The sequence below is a fragment of the Dialister hominis genome, from assembly GCF_007164725.1.
GTDB lineage: Bacteria > Bacillota > Negativicutes > Veillonellales > Dialisteraceae > Dialister > Dialister hominis.
On the sequence record NZ_AP019697.1, the window covers coordinates 926,638 to 948,271 of the forward strand.

28 protein-coding genes are annotated in these 21,634 nt (G+C 42.7%); 14 read left to right on the forward strand and 14 right to left on the reverse strand.

Going from position 1 to position 21,634, the window contains the following annotated elements; all coding sequences use genetic code 11:
* Position 1: 1 nt before the first annotated feature.
* The 10 genes from Dia5BBH33_RS04260 to Dia5BBH33_RS04305 all read left to right on the forward strand — a co-directional run bounded on the left by Dia5BBH33_RS04260 (position 2) and on the right by Dia5BBH33_RS04305 (position 8,742).
* A complete protein-coding gene (locus tag Dia5BBH33_RS04260; protein WP_108849759.1) occupies positions 2-1,168 on the forward strand; it encodes a murein hydrolase activator EnvC family protein in 1,167 nt (388 codons plus the stop codon).
* A complete protein-coding gene (locus tag Dia5BBH33_RS04265) occupies positions 1,168-2,319 on the forward strand; it encodes a S41 family peptidase (protein WP_108849758.1) in 1,152 nt (383 codons plus the stop codon). The genes Dia5BBH33_RS04260 and Dia5BBH33_RS04265 overlap by 1 nt, the downstream gene beginning before the upstream one ends.
* A gap of 203 nt (positions 2,320-2,522) precedes the next feature.
* Positions 2,523-3,818, forward strand: coding sequence for a GTPase ObgE (gene obgE, locus Dia5BBH33_RS04270; protein ID WP_143332442.1), 1,296 nt, complete (start codon positions 2,523-2,525; stop codon positions 3,816-3,818).
* Positions 3,819-3,838: 20 nt separating this feature from the next.
* Complete coding sequence (yhbY, locus tag Dia5BBH33_RS04275) at positions 3,839-4,129, forward strand: ribosome assembly RNA-binding protein YhbY (protein WP_022382782.1); 291 nt, start codon at positions 3,839-3,841, stop codon at positions 4,127-4,129.
* Positions 4,116-5,258, forward strand: coding sequence for a glutamate 5-kinase (gene proB, locus Dia5BBH33_RS04280; RefSeq protein WP_108849756.1), 1,143 nt, complete (start codon positions 4,116-4,118; stop codon positions 5,256-5,258). Before yhbY ends, proB begins: the two co-directional genes overlap by 14 nt.
* A gap of 144 nt (positions 5,259-5,402) precedes the next feature.
* A complete protein-coding gene (gene nadD / locus Dia5BBH33_RS04285) occupies positions 5,403-6,008 on the forward strand; it encodes a nicotinate-nucleotide adenylyltransferase (RefSeq protein WP_022382784.1) in 606 nt (201 codons plus the stop codon).
* The gene (yqeK, locus tag Dia5BBH33_RS04290) at positions 5,998-6,603 is read left to right on the forward strand and encodes a bis(5'-nucleosyl)-tetraphosphatase (symmetrical) YqeK (protein ID WP_332835634.1); all 606 of its coding nucleotides are present in this window, start codon (positions 5,998-6,000) and stop codon (positions 6,601-6,603) included. The genes nadD and yqeK overlap by 11 nt, the downstream gene beginning before the upstream one ends.
* Complete coding sequence (locus Dia5BBH33_RS04295; RefSeq protein WP_162501756.1) at positions 6,587-7,468, forward strand: LCP family protein; 882 nt, start codon at positions 6,587-6,589, stop codon at positions 7,466-7,468. The genes yqeK and Dia5BBH33_RS04295 overlap by 17 nt, the downstream gene beginning before the upstream one ends.
* 17 nt (positions 7,469-7,485) lie before the next feature.
* Positions 7,486-7,854 (forward strand): ribosome silencing factor, encoded by a 369-nt coding sequence (gene rsfS / locus Dia5BBH33_RS04300; RefSeq protein WP_232518089.1) that lies wholly within the window; start codon positions 7,486-7,488, stop codon positions 7,852-7,854.
* A 9-nt stretch (positions 7,855-7,863) separates the two neighbouring features.
* Positions 7,864-8,742: a CvfB family protein gene (locus Dia5BBH33_RS04305; RefSeq protein WP_232518090.1), complete on the forward strand. Its 879-nt coding sequence runs from the start codon at positions 7,864-7,866 to the stop codon at positions 8,740-8,742.
* A gap of 95 nt (positions 8,743-8,837) precedes the next feature.
* Here Dia5BBH33_RS04305 and lexA read toward each other — a convergent pair whose 3' ends face one another.
* A complete protein-coding gene (gene lexA, locus Dia5BBH33_RS04310; RefSeq protein WP_456298278.1) occupies positions 8,838-9,416 on the reverse strand; it encodes a transcriptional repressor LexA in 579 nt (192 codons plus the stop codon).
* 334 nt (positions 9,417-9,750) lie between these two features.
* On the opposite strand from lexA, the gene Dia5BBH33_RS04315 reads away from it, so the two are divergent.
* Positions 9,751-10,014 (forward strand): LysM peptidoglycan-binding domain-containing protein, encoded by a 264-nt coding sequence (locus tag Dia5BBH33_RS04315; RefSeq protein WP_022382790.1) that lies wholly within the window; start codon positions 9,751-9,753, stop codon positions 10,012-10,014.
* A gap of 98 nt (positions 10,015-10,112) precedes the next feature.
* On the opposite strand, the gene Dia5BBH33_RS04320 is transcribed toward Dia5BBH33_RS04315, so the two are convergent.
* The 7 genes from Dia5BBH33_RS04320 to Dia5BBH33_RS04345 all read right to left on the reverse strand — a co-directional run bounded on the left by Dia5BBH33_RS04320 (position 10,113) and on the right by Dia5BBH33_RS04345 (position 14,773).
* The gene (locus Dia5BBH33_RS04320; protein WP_143332444.1) at positions 10,113-11,108 is read right to left on the reverse strand and encodes a site-specific integrase; all 996 of its coding nucleotides are present in this window, start codon (positions 11,106-11,108) and stop codon (positions 10,113-10,115) included.
* 765 nt (positions 11,109-11,873) lie between these two features.
* The gene (locus Dia5BBH33_RS04325) at positions 11,874-12,320 is read right to left on the reverse strand and encodes a hypothetical protein (RefSeq protein ID WP_162501757.1); all 447 of its coding nucleotides are present in this window, start codon (positions 12,318-12,320) and stop codon (positions 11,874-11,876) included.
* A gap of 318 nt (positions 12,321-12,638) precedes the next feature.
* A complete protein-coding gene (locus Dia5BBH33_RS04330; protein ID WP_143332446.1) occupies positions 12,639-13,070 on the reverse strand; it encodes a methyl-accepting chemotaxis domain-containing protein in 432 nt (143 codons plus the stop codon).
* Positions 13,071-13,079: 9 nt separating this feature from the next.
* Complete coding sequence (locus Dia5BBH33_RS04335) at positions 13,080-13,658, reverse strand: GH25 family lysozyme (protein ID WP_143332447.1); 579 nt, start codon at positions 13,656-13,658, stop codon at positions 13,080-13,082.
* Entirely contained in the window at positions 13,655-14,164 is a 510-nt protein-coding gene (locus tag Dia5BBH33_RS04340) for a phage holin family protein (RefSeq protein ID WP_162501758.1), read from the reverse strand. The genes Dia5BBH33_RS04335 and Dia5BBH33_RS04340 overlap by 4 nt, the downstream gene beginning before the upstream one ends.
* A complete protein-coding gene (locus Dia5BBH33_RS11150; protein ID WP_162849332.1) occupies positions 14,154-14,312 on the reverse strand; it encodes a hypothetical protein in 159 nt (52 codons plus the stop codon). The genes Dia5BBH33_RS04340 and Dia5BBH33_RS11150 overlap by 11 nt, the downstream gene beginning before the upstream one ends.
* Before the next feature lie 14 nt (positions 14,313-14,326).
* Positions 14,327-14,773 carry a hypothetical protein gene (locus tag Dia5BBH33_RS04345; protein ID WP_143332449.1) on the reverse strand — a complete coding sequence of 149 codons (447 nt, stop codon included), beginning with the start codon at positions 14,771-14,773 and terminating at the stop codon, positions 14,327-14,329.
* 39 nt (positions 14,774-14,812) lie between these two features.
* Here Dia5BBH33_RS04345 and Dia5BBH33_RS04350 point away from each other — a divergent pair, with 39 nt between their 5' ends.
* The 3 genes from Dia5BBH33_RS04350 (at position 14,813) to Dia5BBH33_RS11495 (ending at position 16,773) form a co-directional block, all read left to right on the forward strand.
* Positions 14,813-15,838, forward strand: coding sequence for a tyrosine-type recombinase/integrase (locus Dia5BBH33_RS04350; protein WP_143332279.1), 1,026 nt, complete (start codon positions 14,813-14,815; stop codon positions 15,836-15,838).
* A gap of 492 nt (positions 15,839-16,330) precedes the next feature.
* On the forward strand, positions 16,331-16,546 hold the full coding sequence (locus Dia5BBH33_RS11490; RefSeq protein ID WP_456298280.1) for a gp53-like domain-containing protein: 216 nt from the start codon (positions 16,331-16,333) through the stop codon (positions 16,544-16,546).
* Complete coding sequence (locus Dia5BBH33_RS11495; protein ID WP_456298281.1) at positions 16,519-16,773, forward strand: gp53-like domain-containing protein; 255 nt, start codon at positions 16,519-16,521, stop codon at positions 16,771-16,773. The genes Dia5BBH33_RS11490 and Dia5BBH33_RS11495 overlap by 28 nt, the downstream gene beginning before the upstream one ends.
* 250 nt (positions 16,774-17,023) lie before the next feature.
* Here Dia5BBH33_RS11495 and Dia5BBH33_RS04355 read toward each other — a convergent pair whose 3' ends face one another.
* Genes Dia5BBH33_RS04355 through Dia5BBH33_RS04380 form a run of 6 tightly spaced genes read right to left on the reverse strand, consistent with a single transcriptional unit; the run spans position 17,024 to position 21,634 of the window.
* Complete coding sequence (locus Dia5BBH33_RS04355; RefSeq protein WP_143332278.1) at positions 17,024-18,067, reverse strand: gp53-like domain-containing protein; 1,044 nt, start codon at positions 18,065-18,067, stop codon at positions 17,024-17,026.
* Positions 18,060-18,710, reverse strand: coding sequence for a putative phage tail protein (locus Dia5BBH33_RS04360; protein WP_143332450.1), 651 nt, complete (start codon positions 18,708-18,710; stop codon positions 18,060-18,062). The genes Dia5BBH33_RS04355 and Dia5BBH33_RS04360 overlap by 8 nt, the downstream gene beginning before the upstream one ends.
* Entirely contained in the window at positions 18,711-19,775 is a 1,065-nt protein-coding gene (locus tag Dia5BBH33_RS04365) for a baseplate J/gp47 family protein (protein ID WP_143332276.1), read from the reverse strand. It lies immediately after the preceding gene.
* Between the two features lies 1 nt (position 19,776).
* Complete coding sequence (locus tag Dia5BBH33_RS04370; RefSeq protein ID WP_143332275.1) at positions 19,777-20,202, reverse strand: DUF2634 domain-containing protein; 426 nt, start codon at positions 20,200-20,202, stop codon at positions 19,777-19,779.
* Between the two features lie 2 nt (positions 20,203-20,204).
* The gene (locus tag Dia5BBH33_RS04375; RefSeq protein WP_143332274.1) at positions 20,205-20,636 is read right to left on the reverse strand and encodes a DUF2577 family protein; all 432 of its coding nucleotides are present in this window, start codon (positions 20,634-20,636) and stop codon (positions 20,205-20,207) included.
* Complete coding sequence (locus tag Dia5BBH33_RS04380) at positions 20,633-21,634, reverse strand: XkdQ/YqbQ family protein (protein WP_143332273.1); 1,002 nt, start codon at positions 21,632-21,634, stop codon at positions 20,633-20,635. Before Dia5BBH33_RS04380 ends, Dia5BBH33_RS04375 begins: the two co-directional genes overlap by 4 nt.

Below are 21,634 nucleotides of genomic sequence, written 5' to 3' on the forward strand. Positions count from 1 at the left end.
AATGAATAGAAAAAATCAATTTGCTTTATCGATTATCATAGCCTGCACCTTAGCCGCGTCATCTTATCAGGGGACTTTTGCCGATGATCTTGATGATCAATTACAGGATATTCAAGGTCAGATAGATGAATCACATAATTCTCAAGCAAATTGGCAGGAGATTATTGACCAGGTAAATGTAAAGCTGAGAGCGATCCAGGTAGATCTAGATGCTGCAAATGCCAGACTCAAAGATATTCAGAATCAGCAGGCACAGATCAATGCTCAGATAAAACAGACTCAGGAGGAAATCAGAAAGGCACAGGAGCATTTGCTCCAGCATCAGAAGGTCCTGAACCAGAGAGTCCGTTCCATCTACATGCATGGCCAGCTGAACTACCTTGAAGTTATAACTGGTGCAAAGAGTTTCAGTGATTTTGCAAACCGGCTGGAACTTTTAAAACGTGTCATCAGGTCAGATTATAATTTAATATTGGAAATCCAGAATCAGAAAGCCCAGATTGAAGCTAAAGAAGAACAATTGGAAAAGGATAAGGCAAGATTAGATGCACTCGCTCAGGAAGCTCAGAAAGCACAGAGTCAGATTGCAGCTAAGAAAGCTGAACAGCAGAAAGTTCTTGATGATGCGAAAGACAATAAGGCTGCAGCTGCTCAGATGGAACAAGATTTGATTGCTGAATCTAAGCGGGTTCATAACTTGATTCAGGAACGACTCCGCCAGCAGGAAGCTGCCAGACAGGCTGCCTCGCAGTCCGGTGGTGAAGCGCCATCCTATACGCAGGGCAGCGGTGTTCTCAGCTGGCCATGCAACGGTCCAATCACTTCTCCATATGGCTACCGTGTCCATCCGATATTTGGAACGACAATCTATCACTCCGGTATTGATATAGGCGTCGATTATGGAACTCCGATTCATGCCGCTGACAGCGGAACCGTTATTTATGTCGGCTGGATCAGCGGTTACGGGAATGCAGTCATCATAGACCATGGAAACGGAATGCAGACACTTTATGGACATAACCAGTCGCTGAATGTTTCTGAAGGTCAGAGCGTTTCAAAGGGCCAGGTCATTGCCTTTGCCGGTTCCACGGGCAACTCCACAGGGCCTCACTGCCATTTTGAAGTGCAGGTAAACGGTTCAGCCGTTGACCCGATGGGTTACTTATAATGTCTAAGTTCCATATGTCCTGGAAGAACGTATTGCTTCATATTGTTCTTTGCCTGGCACTCTGCATCGTGTTTCTTACAGGTGTGCTGTACTGGCTTACGGATGATCCTCAGGCATTTATAGGATTCCTTTGCAATTACCGTACGGTAAAGGCGGATTATTATGAGCCTGTATCTGACAGAGTCCTGTTTGAAGGCGCTGTAAACGGAATGGTGAAATCACTGGGAGATCCCTATTCAACATATCTTACTGGTGAAAAGCTGAATTCCTTCATACAGGGGATAAACGGAGAATATCACGGTATCGGCATCATTATCGGTTTTACCATTGATAAAGAACCTGTGATATTATATGTCATTCCCAATAGCCCTGCTGCCTCAGCCGGACTGAAATCCGGAGATGTCTTGAAATCTGTGGATGGAAAGAGCATCGATGGATGGGAACCGAATGCCATCTCTCAGTCAATTCAGGGAGAATCTGGAACGTCTGTCAAGATTGGATATACCAGAGGCAGTGAATCCTATTCTTCGGATATTATACGTTCTGATATTAATATCCCCAGCGTCTCGTCTTCTATGGCAAGCCCTGATACAGGATACATTCATATATTCATCTTCGCCAAGAATACACCATCTGAATTCAAGCAGGCATTAGCCGATCTGAAATCAAAGGGCATGCAGAAGCTCATCATTGATTTGCGTATGAATCCTGGCGGTTCCATCGAATCCGTTGTGGATATTGCTGATCAGATACTGAGCAAGGGACTCGTTCTAAGTTATATTCCTAAAAATGGAGCCCCTAAGCAATATGATATAGAGGGAATTTCAAATCCTATGCCGATGGCAATCCTTGTTGACAGGAACAGTGCCAGTGCTTCTGAAATATTGGCTGGTGCCGTTCAGGCCAGACATGAAGGGCTTATCATCGGTGAAACTACTTTTGGCAAGGGAACCATACAGGATGTCATTTTTGAAAATGATCAGGATGCTGCTTTGAAGATCTCAATCGGCGAATACAAGACTGCTGACGGCAAAAAGATCAACAAGGTCGGAATTACGCCTGATATAAAGATTTCCCAGGATGGGAAAGCCTTTGATGCCGGACATGACTCCGTGTTACAGTTTGCTGTCAAAAAACTTCAGGATACATGATAAAAAAACTGCAGCGATTTTCTTATATCGTTGCAGTTTTTATATATCAGGAAGCTGGATTTTCAAACTCTGCTTTATTTTGAAATTTACCATGCAGAAATTTCTATTATTAAATTATTTAGGCATGACAGATGATATTCAAATCAGCTATAATAGAAGCTGAATGATTATGTGTTTTTATTGAAAGAATCAAGAGGTTTCATATGTTTATCGATAGAGCAAAAATTATAGTAACGTCAGGTGCCGGCGGCGACGGAATGGTTTCCTTCCGTCGTGAGAAGTATGTTCCGCGCGGAGGCCCGAGCGGCGGAGACGGCGGCAAAGGCGGTTCCGTCATTGTCGTTGCAAATCCTGATTTAAATACTCTCGTCAATTTCCGCCGTCACAGGCACTTTACAGCCAATAAGGGTGAAAATGGCGGTGCAAAGGAAATGTTTGGCAAAAATGCTGAAGATGTCATCGTCGAAGTTCCTTTGGGAACAATGATTTATGATAATAAAACTGGCGAACTTCTTGCGGATATGACGCAGGAAGGCCAAAGAGCAGTCATTGTCAAAGGCGGACATGGCGGAAGAGGCAACTCTCATTTTGCAACAAGTGCTGTCCGTGCCCCTACATTTGCTGAAAAAGGGGAACCAGGAGAGCAGAAAGAAATCAGACTGGAACTTAAGATTTTAGCAGATGTGGGTCTTTTGGGATTCCCAAGTGTCGGCAAGTCCAGTTTCCTTAAGAAAGTTTCCGCTGCCAAGCCGGAAGTTGCAGCATATCACTTTACTACACTTTCCCCGATCCTTGGCGTGGTAAGTCTTGACGACGAAAGAAATTTCGTTGTTGCAGATATTCCGGGCCTTATTGAAGGCGCAAGCCAGGGCGTTGGTCTTGGGGATGAATTCCTTCGTCATGTAGAACGCACAAAGGTTTTGATCCATATTCTGGATGCTGCCGGAAGCGAAGGCAGGGATCCTTTTGATGATTTTAACATTATCAATAATGAGCTCTCGTTGTACAGCCCAAAACTTCTTCAGAAAAAACAGATTGTTGCAGCCAATAAGATTGATTTGATACAGGATCCTAAAGTGCTTGATGATCTGAGGAGCAAAATCGAAGCGAAAGGTTATGAATTCTTCCCGATCAGTACACTGACAGGAGAGGGAATCCGCCCGCTGCTTGAAAGCGTATGGGACCTGCTGCAGGAAATTCCGGATGTCCAGAATGAGGAATCCGAAAAAGTTATTGTTTATGAAGAACCTAAAGAGGAATTCACTGTCGAAGTCAAGGATGGCGTATTCTACATAACAGGGAAGCGTATTGAAAAGCTCGTAAGCATGACAAACTTTGAGGATTACGTTTCTTTGAGACGTTTTGATCGTGCATGGAAATTCATGGGCATCGATAAGCTGCTCAAAAAGAATGGCATTCAGGAAGGCGATACCGTCAACCTTTATGGAACTGAATTTACGTTCTCTGACAATAGGAATCAGGAAGAGACAGAAGAATAGTCTTAGAGGAGTGTCTTAATATGCTTACCAGCAAACAAAAACAATATTTGAAAGCGCTGGCATCTAAAATGCCGGCAGTTCTTCAGATTGGCAAAGAAGGTAATACTGAAAGCGTCTTAAAGAGTGCGGAAGATGCTTTACTGGCCCGTGAATTTATTAAAGTTAAAATCAACCAGAATTCAGATGAAGATATAAAGGAAACAGCCTCTTATATTGCAGATAAACTTCAGTGTGATGTTGTCCAGGTGATTGGAAGGACCTGTGTCCTTTTTAAGCAAAAAGAGAAGAAGTCACATTATGAGCTGCCCTGAAAATAAACATCGGTCTTTACTTAAGAACAAGAAAAGAATAGTGATCAAGGTTGGAACCAGTTCAATAACCTATGATAACGGCAAGATCAATCTGCGTTTTATTGATCACCTGGCCCGCCAGATATCCGATTTGAAAAACAGCGGACTGCAGGTTATTTTAGTTACCTCTGGTGCCATCGGAGTAGGACTTCCCGAGCTCGGCTTTGAGAAAAAACCAGATTACCTGCCATATAAACAGGCCGCCGCAGCTGTCGGCCAGGGAATACTTATGAATATTTATGAACATACTTTTCATGAGTATGGCCAGGTTGTGGCACAGATGCTTCTTACCAAGGGCGATGCGGTAAATTCCAGCAGATACCTGTATATGAAGGGGACATTGGTTTCACTTCTTGAGCTTGGTGCGATCCCTATCATCAATGAAAATGATGCTGTTACCGCTGATGAGATAAAAATCGGTGACAATGATACGCTGTCGGCGATTGTTGCCAGCATATCTGATGCAGATCTGCTGATTATCTTATCTGATATTGACGGGCTTTATGATGCCGATCCGCGTACACATGAAAATGCCAGGATCATTCATGAAGTACCTGAGTTTACCCGCAGCTTATTCAGCATGGCAGGAGGTTCAGGAACTGCCCGGGGTACAGGCGGAATGTATACGAAGCTGCAGGCTGCTGAAATATGTGTCCGCTCTGGGATTGACATGATTGTGGCCAAGAGTGATGAACCTGAAATCCTTTACCGTTTGGTTGAGGGCGAGCAGTTAGGCACGCTTTTCTATGCTGAAAATGTCCACCCGCAGCTGAAGAAGCGCGATATCATTATCGGTACCGCTGTTAAAGGAAGAATTTATGTGGATAAGGGATGCAGTGAAGCCATCCTCCAAAAGGGATCGAGCCTTCTTCCTGTAGGAATAGTCAGCGTTGAAGGACAGTTTTCTGATGGGGATACTGTTGCCGTATATTGCGGCGATACAGAATTGGCCCGCGGCATAACGCACTATAATAACGCAGATATAGAAAAGATCAAAGGCTGCCATTCAGAAAAATTAGAAAGTCTCTTGGGATATGCACCGCCATATGAAACAGTCATTCATCGAGACAATTTGCTGATCATGAGATGATAAGATGAGTATATTCACGAAATCAAAATGGCTTTTGTTTTATTACACGAAGCACCCAAAGGGAAAATTTGAACTGCGCCATATTTTAGAACTAATCATTACATTGCTGATATTCATTTCACTTTCGGAAGTGGTGTTGTATATATGTCTAAACGCATAGGGATATTCGGCGGCTCTTTCAATCCAATACACATCGGTCATCTTGTCATAGCAGAAGCTGCATGGCAGGAGTTCGGTCTTGAGAAAGTGCTTTTCATCCCATCTGGTGATACGCCTAACAAAGACATGCACCATATAGATAAACATTTAAGATACAACATGGTTCAGAAGGCAATAGAAGGAAATGAGCATTTTGATATTTCTCCTATTGAAAGAGAGCGAGAAGGCCCCTCTTATACGGTAGATACGATCAGGCTGCTGAGGACTTCATTGAGTCATGACTGCCAGATTTTTTTCATTTGCGGCACTGACGCTATAGTCGATCTGCCGAATTGGAAATATAATAAGGAACTCCTTGATTCATGTGACTTTATCGCTGCGAGCCGGCCGGGGAGCGAGATACAGTTAGAGGAATCAATCCGTTTCTTTGGCGAAACCGGAATAAAGAAAATTCATCCTTTAAATACGCCTGAACTGGATATTTCCTCTACGAAACTAAGAGAATTAATTGCAAACAAGAAATCAGCCAGATATTTTATACCTGACAATGTACTAACTTATATTAAGAAATATCATCTTTATGAGGCATGAGAGGCATATGGACTTAATAGATATTCAAAAGGACTTAAAAAAAATACTCAGCGCGAAAAGATATCGTCATTCTGCCGGCGTTGCAGACTCTGCCAGGGCATTGGCCGATAAGTATGGTGCAAATGCTGAGAAGGCATACATAGCCGGTTGGGTTCATGACTGTGCAAAGGAATTATCTCTTTCAGAAATGCATGATATAGTCAATGAACATTCACTCAGGCTTGATAAATATGTACTGTCCAGCAAAGCCCTGCTTCACGGACCCGTCGGCAGTATTTTGTGCGAAACCAAGTATGGAATAGATGATAAGGACATCAAAAGTGCAATTTTTTATCATACGACAGGCCGCACAAATATGACACTTCTGGAAAAGATCATTTTCCTGGCAGATTATATCGAGCCATCCAGAGATTTCCCCGGGGTGGATACTATCAGGAAGCTTGCAGAGAAGGATCTTAATCAGGCAGTTCTCTCTGCTTACAACTCAACAATCAAGCATTTAATTGATCAGGATGCTTATATATACGATTTAACTTTCCTCGGCAGGAATGATATGGTTCTTTTGATAGATGGTGAAAATGATACGGCCAGATAAAAAGAGAAAAGGAAAACTTAAAATAGGGCGCATCCTGCTGGCAGTCCTGCTTTGCATCGCCTGTATTTTTCTGGGCATATCCGCTTTCAGCAAAATTGGATTTCCTGGCAGGATTTTAGGTCAAAAGGATGCAGGGCCTTCCTATTACCTCGTTATAGGAACATATGATAAAGAGAATACCGATGCGGATCTTATACTGCTCGTCGCATGGAATGAAGTGAATAAGAAGGTTTCGTTTATATCAATACCGCCAAACACTCAGATCGGACGTCCGGAGGGCAAAAGTGTACTTCTGAATAAGACGTATTCAGAAGGCGGTGCTGAGGAAACAAAGAGTGCGATCGAGAACCTGCTTCATATCAGGATTGATAAATACGCGGTGTTTAATACTTCTGCTTTTGAAAATCTGGACACTACAGAAAAAGGTGTAAATCTTTACGTTGAAAAGGATATGAGCCATTTTGACAAGTACGGCCAGCCGGATATAAACATACGCAAGGGATATCAGAAGCTTGACGGGGACCAGGCACTTGGCTATTTACGTTTCATTGATGCTCAGGATGGCGAAATAGGGCGCCTGCAAAGGCAGGAAAGATTGATCAAGGCATATATTGCCTCACTTCAGAATAATCCCTCCTTATACAACTGGGTTGAAGCCAGATACCATTGGGACAGCGTTGATAGTGATATAACTTCTTCTGAAATCGCTAAGATTATCTATAAGGTCTCTGGCTATGAATCTTCAGATTTCAAATTTATCATTCTTCCAGGAGAAAAACAGACGAAAAACGCTCAAAAAGTCTGGGTTATGAACCCGGTGGAGGCTCAGAAGATCATTGCAATGACCATGGAGCAGGATAGTTAATTATATTAAAGGAGATAATGATGAATAACGTTTTACAAACAATATGCGATGCATTGGCAAACAAAAAATGTGTTAATACAAAAGTACTGGATGTACGTGAATTGACAACAATTGCAGATTATTTTGTTCTTACTTCTGCCAGAAATAAGAAAAATACACAGGCTGCCGCAGATGAAGTCGAAGAAAAACTTAAGGAAACAGGAATTATCGCTATAAGAAAAGAAGGCTACAACGAAGGCGACTGGATCCTTCTTGACTTTGGTGATATTCTTGTTCATATCTTTATCGATGATGAAAGACGCAGATTTGATTTCGATACTTTATGGAAAGATGCACCAGCTGAAGAATTCCATGAAGCAGAAGTGCCAGAAAATGATGCACAGTAATAAATTGCCATGAGGAATAGTGATTTGAAGGCAATGGGAAACTTAAAAGAAAATACAATTGAAGAACTTACAGTAGTACGTCTTTCAGATATGGGCGCATTTCTGGAAGCTGGAACCGGTAATACAAGCGATGACATACTGCTGCATAACAATCAGCAGACTCACCCGGTGGAAGTAGGACAGAAAGTTACGGTATTCTTATACCATGACCCTCATCACCGTTTGACGGCAAGTATGCATCTTCCGCAGATTCCTCTGGATGGCATAGGTTATGTCTGTGTTCTTTTGACCACCAGATTCGGTGCATTTGTCGATGTTGGTACGGAACGCGGGATATTCCTTCCGTTCTCGAACATGATTGGACGAGTGGAAAAGGATCAGTATATCTGGGTTAAATTATACAAGGATAAATCTAACCGTCTCGCTGTGACTATGCATGTAGAAGATGAAATGAGAAGAATCGCACTGCCCTGTCTTGAGTATAAGGTGGGCGATTCCATTACTGGAACCATATATAACATGACTCCGGAAGGTGCATTCCTTATCTCCAAAGATCGTCATATCTTATTTTTACATAAATCTGAACTCCGTGATGATATAAAAATGGGAAGCGAGATCAAAGGAAGAATCGTATTTATCAGGAAAGACGGCCATGTAAACATATCCCTGCGTCCTCAGAAGGAATCTGCAATGGGTACTGATGCCGAAGCTCTCCTGAAAAAGCTCACGGAAAATGGGGGAGAATTGTTTATCACAGATTCTTCGGATCCACAGGAAATTAAAGATATGCTTGGGATCAGCAAATCTGCATTTAAGCGTGCAGTCGGAAATCTGTTAAAGAAGAAATTGATTGATTTAGGTGAAAAATCGATTCGATTAGTAAAATAGCATATGCGGCAGCATAAAAAGGGCTGTGACAAAATGATTACACATTTTGCCACAGCCCTTTTGCTTTTGTTGATTAGTTATGGAAACAGAATGCCTTACATGTGTCTGTATAAACCGATAACCTTGCCTCTGATGATAACATCCTTGGAAATAATCGGTTTATAAGCATCGTTTTCCGGCTGAAGCCTGATATGATCTGCTTCCCGGTAAAAACGCTTGACAGTTGCCTCGTCATTGCCGACGAGTGCAACAACGATATCTCCGTTTCTTGCATCATCCTGTTCGGATACGATCAGATAATCGCCTTCCTTGATACCGGCATTAATCATGCTGTCTCCGCGAACGACAAGAATAAAGCAATTATTATCTTTCCCAATAAGTTCAGACGGCATAGGGAAGATCGATTCCAGGTGTTCATCAGCGACGATTGGTTCACCTGCACGAACAGCTCCGACCAAAGGCATAGGAATCATCTTCTTATGACGCCAGGAAGCATCATTGACAACTTCGATAGCTCTGGAGCTGGCCGGATCCCTTTTTATAACGCCAAGTTCTTCCAGGCGGGCAAGATATCCATGTACTGTTGAAGTGGAACGTAATCCAACAGCCTGACAAATCTCACGAACAGTAGGCGGAAATCCGTCTTCCCAGACTTTTTGTCTGATAAAATCCAATATACTCTGTTCTCTACTTGTCAATTCTCTATCTTTTTTACCGAGTCTTTTAGCAGCCACTTTTTATAAACGTCCCTTCTAAAACAAACTTTCTTATTTATATATAATATGAATATTTATTTGCTATTATTATACAATACCATATTTTCAAAATCAAACAAGAGTTCACAGAAACGTCAGAATTCAATATATCTAATGTTCAGAACATATTAAAAATTATCTAAATTCTAATTTTATGTTCGATTGTGCGAATTTTTGTTTTGGTGTAGTATCTTATATAGAAATAACGTTCTAAAGAATAATAGTTTGTTTGTGCTTTTAGGAGGCTGCTATTATGCGTAAGATAATGTTCTTGCTAATTACTACCGTATTATTCTGCGGCTGGGGTGTAAATGCCTCGGTTGCTTCGGTTACACCTTTGTATGAGACGGTGACTGTTGAGTCCAATGATACTCTTTGGAGTATTGCGGCTTCCAGAACGGATGACAGCAAGGATATAAGAGAAGTCATCTATGATATCCAGCAATTGAATGGAATAAAGGATCCCGGGCAGATCCAGCCAGGCGATAAAATAAAGGTAAGATCATCCGTTATATAAAAATGATACTTCTTTAGAAATTAAAACGTCAGTATAGATTCTAGTTGAATAGATTCTATACTGACGTTTTTTTAGCTGATCAGGCATGTTACTCACAGCTATTTTTTATTGAAAATGGCACTGATTGGGTTATTGACGAACAAATCAGCTTCATTAATATATCTTCTAACCATTTCAACCGAACGGTGCCGCGTCTGCCTCATAATCAATCGTTCTTCAACACCATTCAAAGCAGCATATGTGGCAAACCCATGCCTAAGGCTGTGTGCACCATATAAATCAGGATTCAGCCCAATCATTGACACGTACTTTTTTACGATTAGATTAATACTCTTGGAACTAAGCCTGTTTTTAGAAGCTGTGTTGTTCTTGAGAATCGAGCGGAACAGGGGGCCATCGACTAGATTGGCAGCGGTAATCCACTGTTCGACGGCTTTAACACAGTCAAAATCGTCGTCGCTGATGCAAGGGATACCAACTTGCTGGCCCATTTGCTGCTGATCTGTTTTAGACTGTCTGACTGTCACAATAATTCCCTGATGAACTCTTTTAATATCTGTTACATCTAAACCGGAAATTTCGCTTCGGCGGAATGCACCCATAAATCCCAGCAATAAGACTGCCTTATCTCTTAATCCGCCCAGACCTTTGGTATCAATGCATTTGATCATATCGCACAGCTGGTCCCAATATATGGGAGTTTTTCCGGTTTGGGCGCCGCCCTTGAGTCTGGTCAGGCCCGTCAAGGCCTCCTTGACAATCCATTCCCGGCAGGGGTTCTCGACCTTTATGCCAGAAGTAATGGCCGCGTTATAGTTCTCTGAAATGGCACTGACCCTTCTCCTGATGGTAGCTGTCTTGGCATAATCCGCCAAATCATTGATGTAGTTGACAATTGTTTCAGCAGTTGCGGGGAAGGACGTTTGCTTATGGTATTTGCACCAATCGCAGAAATCATCCCAATCAGACCTGTATGCATCAATTGTATTCTTAGCCTTTGTACCGGCCAATGAGTTCAAACTTTTTGCAGACAACTCTTCCTGCATGAGTTTTGATTTTTGAAAATCACTGATATAAAAATTATTGCCATCCATTTATAATGATCCGATCCTTCCAGTATAAAATGCATATTATTATTATATGCTATCACATATCATATTCAAAAGATATTTAAAAATCGAAAAGCTATTTCTAAATATAAAGAATAGAAATACAGAGGGGTTGTGCAGTACAGATATACAGCGGGAGATTCGTTCATGACCTGCATGGACATTCCCGGGATTCAAATCAATAAGACTCCAAATTAAATGATCAGCTGATAGATACAGGTGATTATTTAATTTGGAGTCATTATAAAAAATAGAATTGGTTGTTGTATTTGTAGTATCCAAATAGAGGAAATAGATCCTCAGCCAGTTTTCAGTAATACAATACCAAAAAGAACATATGAGAGGGGTAAAAGCATTACGAGAGAGACCTGGCTGTTTTAGGGAGAATTTGTAGGTTCCGATAATTTAATGTTATCGGAAGTAATAACGTTCTCATTATCCCACAGTGTCCTACAGTGTTTCAGAATTCAAGTTTTGCTAGATTTTATCTATAATTATCAGTGCTCTCATAACGTCAGTGGTGTTCCTCGTACGTTCTCAGTATTTGGCTGACTTTTTATGATTTTGTGGCAAAAAGTGTGGCAGGATTTTACAGGAAATAATCCGATAAAAACGATATTTTTTGAGAGCCTGTTATATATTGACTTCATAGTTTTAATTAGAAGCATTAAAATTATCAGCAAAAAGGCCGCCTCACTTCATATGAGACGGCTCTTTTATTTTGCTCATTTCTGTCAGAGCAGAGCGCTTTTAAATCTTGCCTGCATAGTAATCATTCATGTAGTCACCCTTATCAGCCGGCTTCTCTTTGATTTCATCATCATGAGTCGGCCAGTCTCCAAGGCGATAATACTTAATTCCGCTTTTTGTAGTATCAATGGAATCATCAAGAGAATCAATCTTTTCTTTGATAGCCTTTTCGCCTACTTCGCTGTTCAGATCCGCATGTTCAAGGCCGGTATCGGTATAAGCTTCATTGTAGTCTTCCAGGCACTTACGGATAACCTTTCCGAAAATTTCTTTATTTTCTTCTGTAGCTTTTACTCCGTTGAAAGCTGCCAGAATATCAGAGTAGCTGTCATTAGAAGTATCAAGGCAGGCATCGAATAATGCATTGATTGCTTTTTTCATTTTCTTTTCTTCCTCTCTTAAATCATTTAAAAACTTTTTTACTTTTTCATACTCAGAATCAGTCATTCTGATTCCTCTTGACTTGGTATCTTTATGAACGGATTTTGCTGGCGCACCGGCTTCCTTTCTTCTTCCGCCCCATCCGTTTGATCTCTCCATCATCAATTCCCCCCCCCTTTTCTTTATTGTCTCTTCATCTCTTGATTATATGATAGCACATATTACTTGACTATTCAATAGCATTTTATCAAGTTTTTTGATTTATTTTGTGATTTGGGCAAAAGAAAAAGCGGCCGCATTTCTGCAGTCGCTTTTATATATTACTTGGAAGCTGCCACGCCAATGATCACGCCACCAGAAACGATAAGTGCAATCTTCAGCAGTTTATTTTGCTTTTTCAGTGATTGATTCTGCTTTTCGAGATCCTCCACTTGTACTTTCAGCGCTGCTAAGGATTTCTGCAATCCGGTTATTTCGCTCCTGGCATCTGTCAACGATTTTTGTGACATCATCAAGTCCAGTTTCAAACTGGCTATCTGACTGTTTAATTTCGTCGACTGTGTTTCCAATTTCTGCGCCTGTTCTGCTGATGTCGTCTGCTGTTTTTTCAGCGTCTCTAATCGAGTCTGAAGCATCGTCAAGTCGCTCTGCTGTTCTGTCAACAGAGTCTGCAGCTCGCTCCACTGCTCCGCTGACAGAGTTCTCGTTTCCTGCGCTGGCGTTTCGGATGCCCAGCAAATATCCGACTCCAAAAAAGGCAATAATAAGAGCAATAGCGGCAAAAGCAGCATAGATTTTCTTATCTTCATTATACATAAATCCTCCTCAGAAAGAATAGTTCTTATCAAACTGAGCACCATTGATGAAATAGTTATCCGTGCACTGCCAGATGGCAGCACCATCATAGTCGCACTGGCTGTTATACTGGGCGCACCATACAGGAACACCTGTAAGGCGGCTCATATCAATGACGTTGGTCAAGTAATCATAGTTGGCATACAAGCCACAATGATATCCGGCTTCTTCCAGAGTGTTGATAAATGTGGTGCAGATATCCGTAATTTCTGCCGGATCAGTCAGCCTCTCCGATTTCCAGCTGTCATTTTCTTCATCAAACCATACGCCCATCTCCAGCATATCCGGAGTGATGCCGGCATCCTGCATGACATAAAGCGCGAAATCTGCTTCTGCACGGGCCTCCGACGCATCAGTGGCTTCCGAGTAATAATAAACGCCAATTTTAATACCAGCATTTAAAGCTCCATTCACATTGTCATAGAATTTTCCATCCAGGTGGCCCCTTCCGTATCCTAGTCGAATGATTGCAAAATCAAAACCGGCATCTTTAACCGCCGGCCAGTTAATATTTCCGTTATTTTCAGAAACATCAATTCCTTTTTTCATCTTATCCTCCTCCCTTTAATGAGTTGCACAAGCCCACCTACTGCACTGACCCCAGCATCATTTAGATTTTCTATAATGCTGAGAAGCTCTGAAGCGGCCAGATAAGACACACAGAGCGGCATTATCATCCCCCCTGTGTGTACATGGGCTGTCATTTCATCTGCAATGCTTCCGGCGATGACAATCACGCAGTACACTATGATCTTTCCACAGAACTGCGTCTTCATGACTCTACTAGAGATGATTCCTGCTCTATGTGCTGTTGGGATAGCCTTAATTGCATCAATTAAACTCGGTGTATAGTTTTCTGTTTTTATGTTGTTGTATGAAAGTTCTACCCACTTTGTCGCCAGGTCAATTACAATCAGCAGTGCAAACAGTGTTAGCAGTTCAAGGTGAAATTGTACAAGTGCAACAATCCCGCCCACGGCAATTTTAAACGGCCAACCGTCAATTAAACGGCTGACCGCTTTCTGCGTGTAAATAAGCAAGGTGTTAATATCCATCAGGGTTGTCCTCACTCTTCTCTGTCTTTGCTTCATCGGCTGCTTTGGCTTCAGCCATAGCGTCGATGATTGCATTGTGCGGGCATCCATCCCATGGGCAGCGCCCGTCTTCATTTAAAAGGTTACCGCAATATTCGCAAAATTCCATGATTTATCCCTCCTCTATGCGTTCTTGATTTCCGTTGCCATGTTGGCAAGGGTAGTTTTGTACTGGCTGTCAATCTTAGTGGTGTCGGCGCCCAGCATGGCCGCTTTTACCCTAGCTTCTACCAAACTATCCAATGTCGGCTGGTACTTTGCTTTGATAGTGGCGATGGCGGCCTGCTTTTCCTCGGCTTCGGTCGGCACATAATCCGGTTTCGGAATAAAAGTGTCCCCGCTCAGGATGTATTCTTTACTTTCTGTATTATTTCCAAGCAGGTTCATGTAATCTTCGGTTGTGACGGCTTTTACTGTCACAATATCGGCATTATCCGCTTTCATCTTTTCTGCTTCGGCTTCCAGCTTATCCGGATGTTTAATTGGATCAAACATACAAATTTTACCGGCGGCACGGCTACCGTCCGACTTAAAGCCGACGATGTAATAATCAACATTTGTTGCGTTCATAAGTTATCTCCTTAACAATAAAAATGAGGTGATTTTAAAATGCGTAAACCAAATGGATATGGTTCAATCAAAAAGCTCTCCGGCAATCGGAGGAGGCCATTTGTATTTGTTATCAGCGTTCATGGGAAGCAAAAGCCTGTCGAGTACTTTTCCACGCAGGTTGAAGCTGAAATCTTTCAAGCTGACTACAATAAATTTCATTTCCATCGCTCCCTTCCAGGTCATCAGATAACGCTTGCTGAGCTCTATTACCGTTGGCTTCCTGCTCATACGGTCAACACCGCACCATCGCAGTCAACACTTGACAGCTACACCAATTCATTCAAGCACTTGGTTCCTCTTCACTATGAGCCATTCCAAAGTCTAAAATATGCAGACTACCAGAAAATTCTTGATTCCATGCGAAAGAGCGGGCTGTCTTACAGTTCTCTGAAGAAAGTCCGCTCTTTGATTTCGTTACTTGAAAAATATGCTGTGAAAATTGAGTTGATAAATAAATGCTACGCTCCCCTGCTATCAATCGGCAAGAATAAGGCTGTACATCCACACCATCCATTCAGTCGGCAGAAAATTAATCGGCTTTGGGCACACTGCGATGAGCCCGGTGTTGATACGGTGCTCATTCTGCTTTACACCGGTATGCGTGTTGGCGAGATGCTGGCACTCCAGAAGAATGATGTGAACCTCCGGCAGGGATACATGCGTATTACAAAAAGCAAGACCGTTTCCGGCATCAGAACCATCCCCATCCATCATCGGATTTTCCCTCTCATTACAAACCGTATGAAATCAATCGGTGTGCATCTGATAGCGGATTCCAAAGGAAAGCAATATGACTACAGTCGCTATTGCCAGCTTTGGCGTGATGTCATGCACTCCATCAAAGCTGATGGTCATACAACCCACGACTGCCGCCATACTGTAGCAACACTGCTGGACAATGCAGGAGCCAATGAAACAGCAAAACGGCGTGTATTAGGTCATGCCGGAGGAGATGTGACTGAAAGGGTTTACACACACAAGGGCTTGCGACAGCTACGAAAATGCATAGAGCTGCTAAAGTAGTGTTACTAGTACGCTACTCAATCAATCGCACGCATTACCGTATTATCTGCATTATCCGTGGCTTGATGGTTGTTACTATTGATACTGGATAAAACAGCCAGATTAGCATATATTTACACTTCTACGATTGTAGATATCTGATGTTCTGGCGGGTTTTTCATTGATTTTATTTTTAAAAAATCATGCATACTCTGCTTACTCTAACCTACTTCTCCTGTTTCGTAACAATCCCTCTACAGTGGGTAACAACAGATACGTTTCACTTAAACGGCGAACAAATTTTTGATGCCACAATAACTTATCCAGTACAAATGGCACATGCACTTGCTGTTACAGTCCTCCATCAAGGAGGACCAGTATCCAATCCAGCAAGTTGCGCTTGTACAAACTTTACGGCGACCACCTGCTCTTTACGTATAGGGGTTAAGGCTCAAACCAATAACGTGACTGGTATATGCCTTATCATCGGCAGTAACTAAACAGTGGGGAAATATCTACACGAGCAGTGATGGATTCGGAGCAGTTAATTTTCCTCTATCGTATACGCAAAATTGCTTTGGGATTTATGCCATGGCACAAGACACTGCAGAAACGCATGAACATGTTTCGTACTATCAATTGGGAAAATCTAGTTGTATGTTTTATACAGAAACAAATCAAAGCGGTGGGAAATCGCTGCATTGTTTATACTTTTCTGTCGGATATTAAGCCCAGATGTTCAACAGTGGGGATTTTTATCCAATGGTATGCTAACTGCTTTACCTATTGCTTTTAATAATAACGGATATACGTTAGTCGCCACTGCAAATGGCGAAGTTTCAAATTCTGGGTCTATCAGAGTAGTAAAAGTGCTATCTCAGAATCAAATCCAAATAATTAGCGATGGCCAGCCTACAGAGTCGAAGGGCAGTTATTGGATTGCTATAGGGAAATAGCCATTTAACGTTGTCTACTCAAAAATAAACCAAAATCCATTTTGCCATTACTCCTTTAGTCGAAATGCCATTAGGACGATATGTCGTTATCAATATAATGTTTTGGGAGACTAAATCTCCATTCCACACGGCATCACTAGTTCCTGCATCAGATACATTTAGAACTCCTATGCCGTGTGTTGCGGAGATTGGCAATGTTACATATGTATTTGTATTACCATTAGAATTTACTATACGTCCCCACTGTCCATTATTTCCCGATTGCTATAACAGCAGCATAAATGTCGCCCTGTTTAACGTTATCTCTCCAGCCATTCAAGATAAATGATCTATTACTATCATTATCAACCGAAATGATGTAATAATTTGAGTCTGTTGTACTAGCTAACACCGACGCCGCAATACAATATGGATTTATGCTAAAAGCTATCGGGTACGATTGACTCGCATTACAAACGTAGAATCCCCACTGTATAATTAGCCCGCCAAACAGACTGCCAAAGCATACATACCCATTTGTATCAATTAAATACTTTACTCCGCTAGCATCTAAAAGCAGCTTTATAAGCTTTCCCAGTACTGAATCAGTGGTAATAGCATCCACTACGGTCCCAAGTGTCTTGCTTGCGAGGCTTGCCATAATTCCAGAGTGCCAGTCGGTAATCTGGGCAGATTCCGTCTCAGGGTGCAGTGTGTCATAGCTATTCGTTGTCTTATTCCACCGATGAAGAATAGATCTCAGCCCGTCTTTGATTTCCACCCAAAGGCCTTTTTCGTCCATACTTGCCGGCTTCCCTACCGTAGCGGTCACTTGCAGTCTATCGTCAAGGTCGCTCATGTGAGCGTAAACGATGGAGCCATCCACCAGCACAGCAATATTTGCAGAAGAGCTTACGATGAGGTTCACAACCAACCTGTTTTCATCTGTCGGTGTGTCCTTGTTTGGGATGTAATCATAATCGTTTCCGGCGTTACTGTATGCGTAGAGTGTTTCGGCCCCGTCGTCCAGCTTTGCAAACACGCCCAGCTCTCTGGAGACGAATCCTTCTTCAAGAGCCGTGTTTGACGTGTTAAATGTAAGGGAAATCTTTTCTTTACCCGAATCATCTTTCTTTACCACCGGGAGCTCCATTTTGGGAGCCTTCAAGTCGGTAAATTTGGTAATGTCATCGCTGTCTGTCAGAACGCCGCTGCCAAGCTTGCCTTTGGTAAAAGTGAGTGTGTGCCCGTTCTGGGACTGAATCAGCATCTTCATGCCTGCTTCGGTAAATGTTAAACTTGGAAATTTAGCCATGGTTTAGTACCCCCCCCGAAATAGATAATTTTCTATAATTATGGACTACTTGTCCTGCATAATGGATTGTGGTGTCAGCGGCCTCCAGATGGACACTGCTGTCCATATCGACTGTAATCTTTTTATAGTTCTGGACAATTCCGGCTGCATGGAAATATAAATCTCCAGAAGTGAACGTAACCAGTTTGTATCCCAGATGCGCCGGTAAATATTCTCTGATTGATTTCCGAAGATTATCATAATCAAGGATCTGCCCACCGTGATATAGGATCTCAATTCTGTATTCGTCTATGTAGCTTACGATTTCGGCTTTCTTATCAGCAACATAAGCATTGACCAGCCTGTCCATAAAAGGCTCATTGACAACGGATGGAGGAACCATTTTAGCAAGCACAACATCACGTCTGCTAATTAGGCTGCTTTTGCTTCTATCCTGATTGATCGCGTACAAGTCTTCCCAGAGATTTATCCCCCAGTCTACTGTTTTGACATTAAACTGCTTTTCTATGTCAAGCAGTACAATTCGCATTCTTTCATGCTCTCCGCTTTCCGCATCCAGCCCGGCTTTATATTCGGCACTTTTTGTAAGGAATCCTGGTAGATATAATGAAATGTCTACCGGCCTACTTCTGATTAAACTCATTCATTTTACCTCCAGTGTAAGCGTCCCAAGCCGTGGAACATGGTTATCATCTACACTAATGTTGCTGATTCCTCCGTTAATTGTGAGCGATTCATAGTCGCTGATAGCTCCTGTCTCAAGCATTATCTTCCCGATGTGCGCAATGGAAACATAATTCGAGTTGAACCCTTCTCTTCTGAAATATTCATTAATGGCTTCCGTAATTTTAGCAACATAATCTTCAGATGCTACAGTAACTTCAGCTGCCACGCTAACCTTCAGAATTTCCGGCGTTATAACTGTGACTGAAGCCCCGATTGGCCTTACTGTTTCAATGTAATTCTTTACTGCATTCAGTAACTCATCATTAGCTTGTTCATTGTTCGCATCCACGATGATAACCTTGACTGTTCCATTCCCATTCCAAAGCGGGATGCACTTTGCAGCACCTACTCCTCCGACAGATTCAGCCCAGTCAACGTATTCATTCGCATTCCCGGACGTAACCGGATGTCTCAGCCTGAACAGAAGTCTTTCTCTAAGTGAATCGTCCGTCTCCTCGTCATAGCCGTTATAAGCGTCTTCTTTATTAGTGACTGCGCTCACACCATAAATGGAAACAGGGATTTTGACGATAGTTCCTGCCTTTACATTCCCTTCTTTCCCAGCCGTCTGGGCCTCTGCTTTTACAGTGCATAAGCCATCTTCTCCGATAGTGCATGCCTCGGTTGTGATGAAGTTGATTTTCCCGTCTGTCGCAAAAAGTACTCCTGTGTTCACTTCGGTCCCTGCCGTTCCGGAAAGGGTAAGTACTACCACGGCCTTTGTCGCGGCTCTCCGCTTCATGCCGTTCCCTAGTTCATCTGCTAGAAGGTCAAGGTATTCCCCCCAGGATGACTGCGGGAACATTGCTTCTATCAGCAGCTCCATTTCTGCCTGGATGTTCTGAAATTCTACGGAGTTGGCCGCCAGGTCGTCGAATGCAAAAGTGCCTTCCACTTCGCTGGCATTATTCTTTCTGTATTTTTTATAGGCTTCAATGAGCCTTGCCAGGATTACTTCCCGGTCTTCTGCCTGAAATGCCATTTCACACCTCCACTTCTACTGACTGGCTTTCATAATCCGTATCAAGGGAAACGGTCAGCGTGACTTTTTTCTTATCCTGCTTCATGAAAACATCATTAACTGAACGGATGTGAGGATTTACCTGAAGAGCTTCTTTCACGTAGCGGTAAAGCTCCGTCCCTTCTGTCCCGTCATTCGGTTTCCCGATGAATTGTTCCAGCTCGGCCCCGTAATCATCGAAATAGGCCCGGTATCTGTACCGTTCTGTCATTAGGCATTTATATATCCACACCTTCAGCGCTGCATTACCTTCCAGTATGATGTACTGCCCATTGTCGTCGCGGATGAAATCATTCCTTTCAAAATCCCATGCAAATTCCCGAAATGTCTCATGAGACGCTTTTATAAGGTTATCACTCTGAGGCCCCGCTATAAATGGATTAGCCATAGTCAATTACCGTCCAATCTTACCAGTTTGCACAGCACCACAAACTGTGCCGTGGTCTTTTCATCTTCTGTGGTAATCGGCACCAGAAGAACCTTGTCCCCCGGTTTCCATGTGTCAGTCTTGGTCTGTGTGTCTGTGTAATCGTTGTCTATATCATGGGTATGGGAAGCGAATTCAGCATCTCCGCTCCCTCCTGCCCTTGGCTGTGTCTCACTTACAATGTGCCCTTTATGGGTTCTTGTATGTCCCTGCAGCCAATATTCATCTATGTAAATGTTCTCTTTATCCAGGATGAATCTATGATAGCTGATTTGGATTCCTGGAGGCGGCGAAATGATTGTCCCTATTCCTGCGGTCGGCTGCAGAGCCGCTCTTTTGGCTATCCGCCGGTGAAGCTCAATCAGACCTTTGTATGGATCTTCTGTCAGTTTCATTTCTCAGCCTCCCCGATGTATTCCAATGTCAGGTCCATTGTGTGAATCCCGTTTTCAAAATGGTGGGTATCCGATTTGATAGTGAATTTACCTTTGAGCTGTTCTTCCTGAACCGTAATGGCATACCCTGAAATACACTGGATATCTCCCAGGGCCTTCAAAGAAGATTCTTCCTTTGGCGCTTTGAGGAGAGCTTTTGCGGCAGTTACGTTGTCCACAGATTCACCGCTCTTCGGCGGCTGGATTTTATAAATCTTCTGGATTGTGCCATACTTTCCGATTTCATCGTCCGTTGTGAAAATCTGCCCCACTGAACCATCATCGTTGACTGCCACCACTTTGTCCACCATGTCTTCCAGTGACTCGGAGTGTTCTGCTGAAATCACATTGACGGAGCTGTCAGCGATGTAGTTTTCTATGGTCTCTCCTCTTTCCACTACTGTGATTTTCCCGCCTATCGAAATTGCCCTGTAGCTTTTCCCCTGTTCCGCTTTGGCTTTATCAAAGAGCATCTGCAGTACTTCGGTGCCGCTCTTGTCATCTGCAATGAAATTCACTACGGTCGGAATTGACGGAATGTTGTCGGCTGTTTCAAGTCCGATGCTTCCGCAGACCTGCTTCACTGCGCTGGTAACATCAATGTCTTTGAAGTTAGCCCGGATGTTGCTTTTGGCCAGATAAACCATGGTGTCGTAGCAGGTAAATTCAAATGTGAATGAATCGGATGCCCGCTTTCTGAAGAAAATTCTTCCGATGAAAATCGGTGTTTCCGTCGTTTCATCTATATCAGATGCTTCAATTGTTCCTCCCAGCAGCAGATTCAGCTGTACAAATGCAGCATCTTTCTCCGCCGTGTTGTATGCGATAGTGAATTCAAGCTTTCGTGCCGCCTGGTCCGTATCACCACTCCAGGTGACATGAATGACGTAGTTGGAAATATCTTGGCAACTTACTGCGTTCTCTGTTCCCGGTGGGTCTGTGTAGTACAGTTTCAGCAT

What these genes read in the sequence shown, in the direction of transcription:
- Dia5BBH33_RS04260 (WP_108849759.1), top strand. Translation starts at nt 2, where the DNA reads ATGAATAGAAAAAATCAATTTGCTTTATCGATTATCATAGCCTGCACC.
- Dia5BBH33_RS04265 (WP_108849758.1), top strand. Translation starts at nt 1,168, where the DNA reads ATGTCTAAGTTCCATATGTCCTGGAAGAACGTATTGCTTCATATTGTT.
- obgE (WP_143332442.1), top strand. Translation starts at nt 2,523, where the DNA reads ATGTTTATCGATAGAGCAAAAATTATAGTAACGTCAGGTGCCGGCGGC.
- yhbY (WP_022382782.1), top strand. Translation starts at nt 3,839, where the DNA reads ATGCTTACCAGCAAACAAAAACAATATTTGAAAGCGCTGGCATCTAAA.
- proB (WP_108849756.1), top strand. Translation starts at nt 4,116, where the DNA reads ATGAGCTGCCCTGAAAATAAACATCGGTCTTTACTTAAGAACAAGAAA.
- nadD (WP_022382784.1), top strand. Translation starts at nt 5,403, where the DNA reads ATGTCTAAACGCATAGGGATATTCGGCGGCTCTTTCAATCCAATACAC.
- yqeK (WP_332835634.1), top strand. Translation starts at nt 5,998, where the DNA reads ATGAGGCATGAGAGGCATATGGACTTAATAGATATTCAAAAGGACTTA.
- Dia5BBH33_RS04295 (WP_162501756.1), top strand. Translation starts at nt 6,587, where the DNA reads ATGATACGGCCAGATAAAAAGAGAAAAGGAAAACTTAAAATAGGGCGC.
- rsfS (WP_232518089.1), top strand. Translation starts at nt 7,486, where the DNA reads ATGATGAATAACGTTTTACAAACAATATGCGATGCATTGGCAAACAAA.
- Dia5BBH33_RS04305 (WP_232518090.1), top strand. Translation starts at nt 7,864, where the DNA reads ATGAGGAATAGTGATTTGAAGGCAATGGGAAACTTAAAAGAAAATACA.
- Dia5BBH33_RS04315 (WP_022382790.1), top strand. Translation starts at nt 9,751, where the DNA reads ATGCGTAAGATAATGTTCTTGCTAATTACTACCGTATTATTCTGCGGC.
- Dia5BBH33_RS04320 (WP_143332444.1), bottom strand. Translation starts at nt 11,108, where the DNA reads ATGGATGGCAATAATTTTTATATCAGTGATTTTCAAAAATCAAAACTC.
- Dia5BBH33_RS04325 (WP_162501757.1), bottom strand. Translation starts at nt 12,320, where the DNA reads ATGACTGATTCTGAGTATGAAAAAGTAAAAAAGTTTTTAAATGATTTA.
- Dia5BBH33_RS04330 (WP_143332446.1), bottom strand. Translation starts at nt 13,070, where the DNA reads ATGTATAATGAAGATAAGAAAATCTATGCTGCTTTTGCCGCTATTGCT.
- Dia5BBH33_RS04335 (WP_143332447.1), bottom strand. Translation starts at nt 13,658, where the DNA reads ATGAAAAAAGGAATTGATGTTTCTGAAAATAACGGAAATATTAACTGG.
- Dia5BBH33_RS04340 (WP_162501758.1), bottom strand. Translation starts at nt 14,164, where the DNA reads ATGGATATTAACACCTTGCTTATTTACACGCAGAAAGCGGTCAGCCGT.
- Dia5BBH33_RS11150 (WP_162849332.1), bottom strand. Translation starts at nt 14,312, where the DNA reads ATGGAATTTTGCGAATATTGCGGTAACCTTTTAAATGAAGACGGGCGC.
- Dia5BBH33_RS04345 (WP_143332449.1), bottom strand. Translation starts at nt 14,773, where the DNA reads ATGAACGCAACAAATGTTGATTATTACATCGTCGGCTTTAAGTCGGAC.
- Dia5BBH33_RS04350 (WP_143332279.1), top strand. Translation starts at nt 14,813, where the DNA reads ATGCGTAAACCAAATGGATATGGTTCAATCAAAAAGCTCTCCGGCAAT.
- Dia5BBH33_RS04355 (WP_143332278.1), bottom strand. Translation starts at nt 18,067, where the DNA reads ATGGCTAAATTTCCAAGTTTAACATTTACCGAAGCAGGCATGAAGATG.
- Dia5BBH33_RS04360 (WP_143332450.1), bottom strand. Translation starts at nt 18,710, where the DNA reads ATGAGTTTAATCAGAAGTAGGCCGGTAGACATTTCATTATATCTACCA.
- Dia5BBH33_RS04365 (WP_143332276.1), bottom strand. Translation starts at nt 19,775, where the DNA reads ATGGCATTTCAGGCAGAAGACCGGGAAGTAATCCTGGCAAGGCTCATT.
- Dia5BBH33_RS04370 (WP_143332275.1), bottom strand. Translation starts at nt 20,202, where the DNA reads ATGGCTAATCCATTTATAGCGGGGCCTCAGAGTGATAACCTTATAAAA.
- Dia5BBH33_RS04375 (WP_143332274.1), bottom strand. Translation starts at nt 20,636, where the DNA reads ATGAAACTGACAGAAGATCCATACAAAGGTCTGATTGAGCTTCACCGG.
- Dia5BBH33_RS04380 (WP_143332273.1), bottom strand. Translation starts at nt 21,634, where the DNA reads ATGCTGAAACTGTACTACACAGACCCACCGGGAACAGAGAACGCAGTA.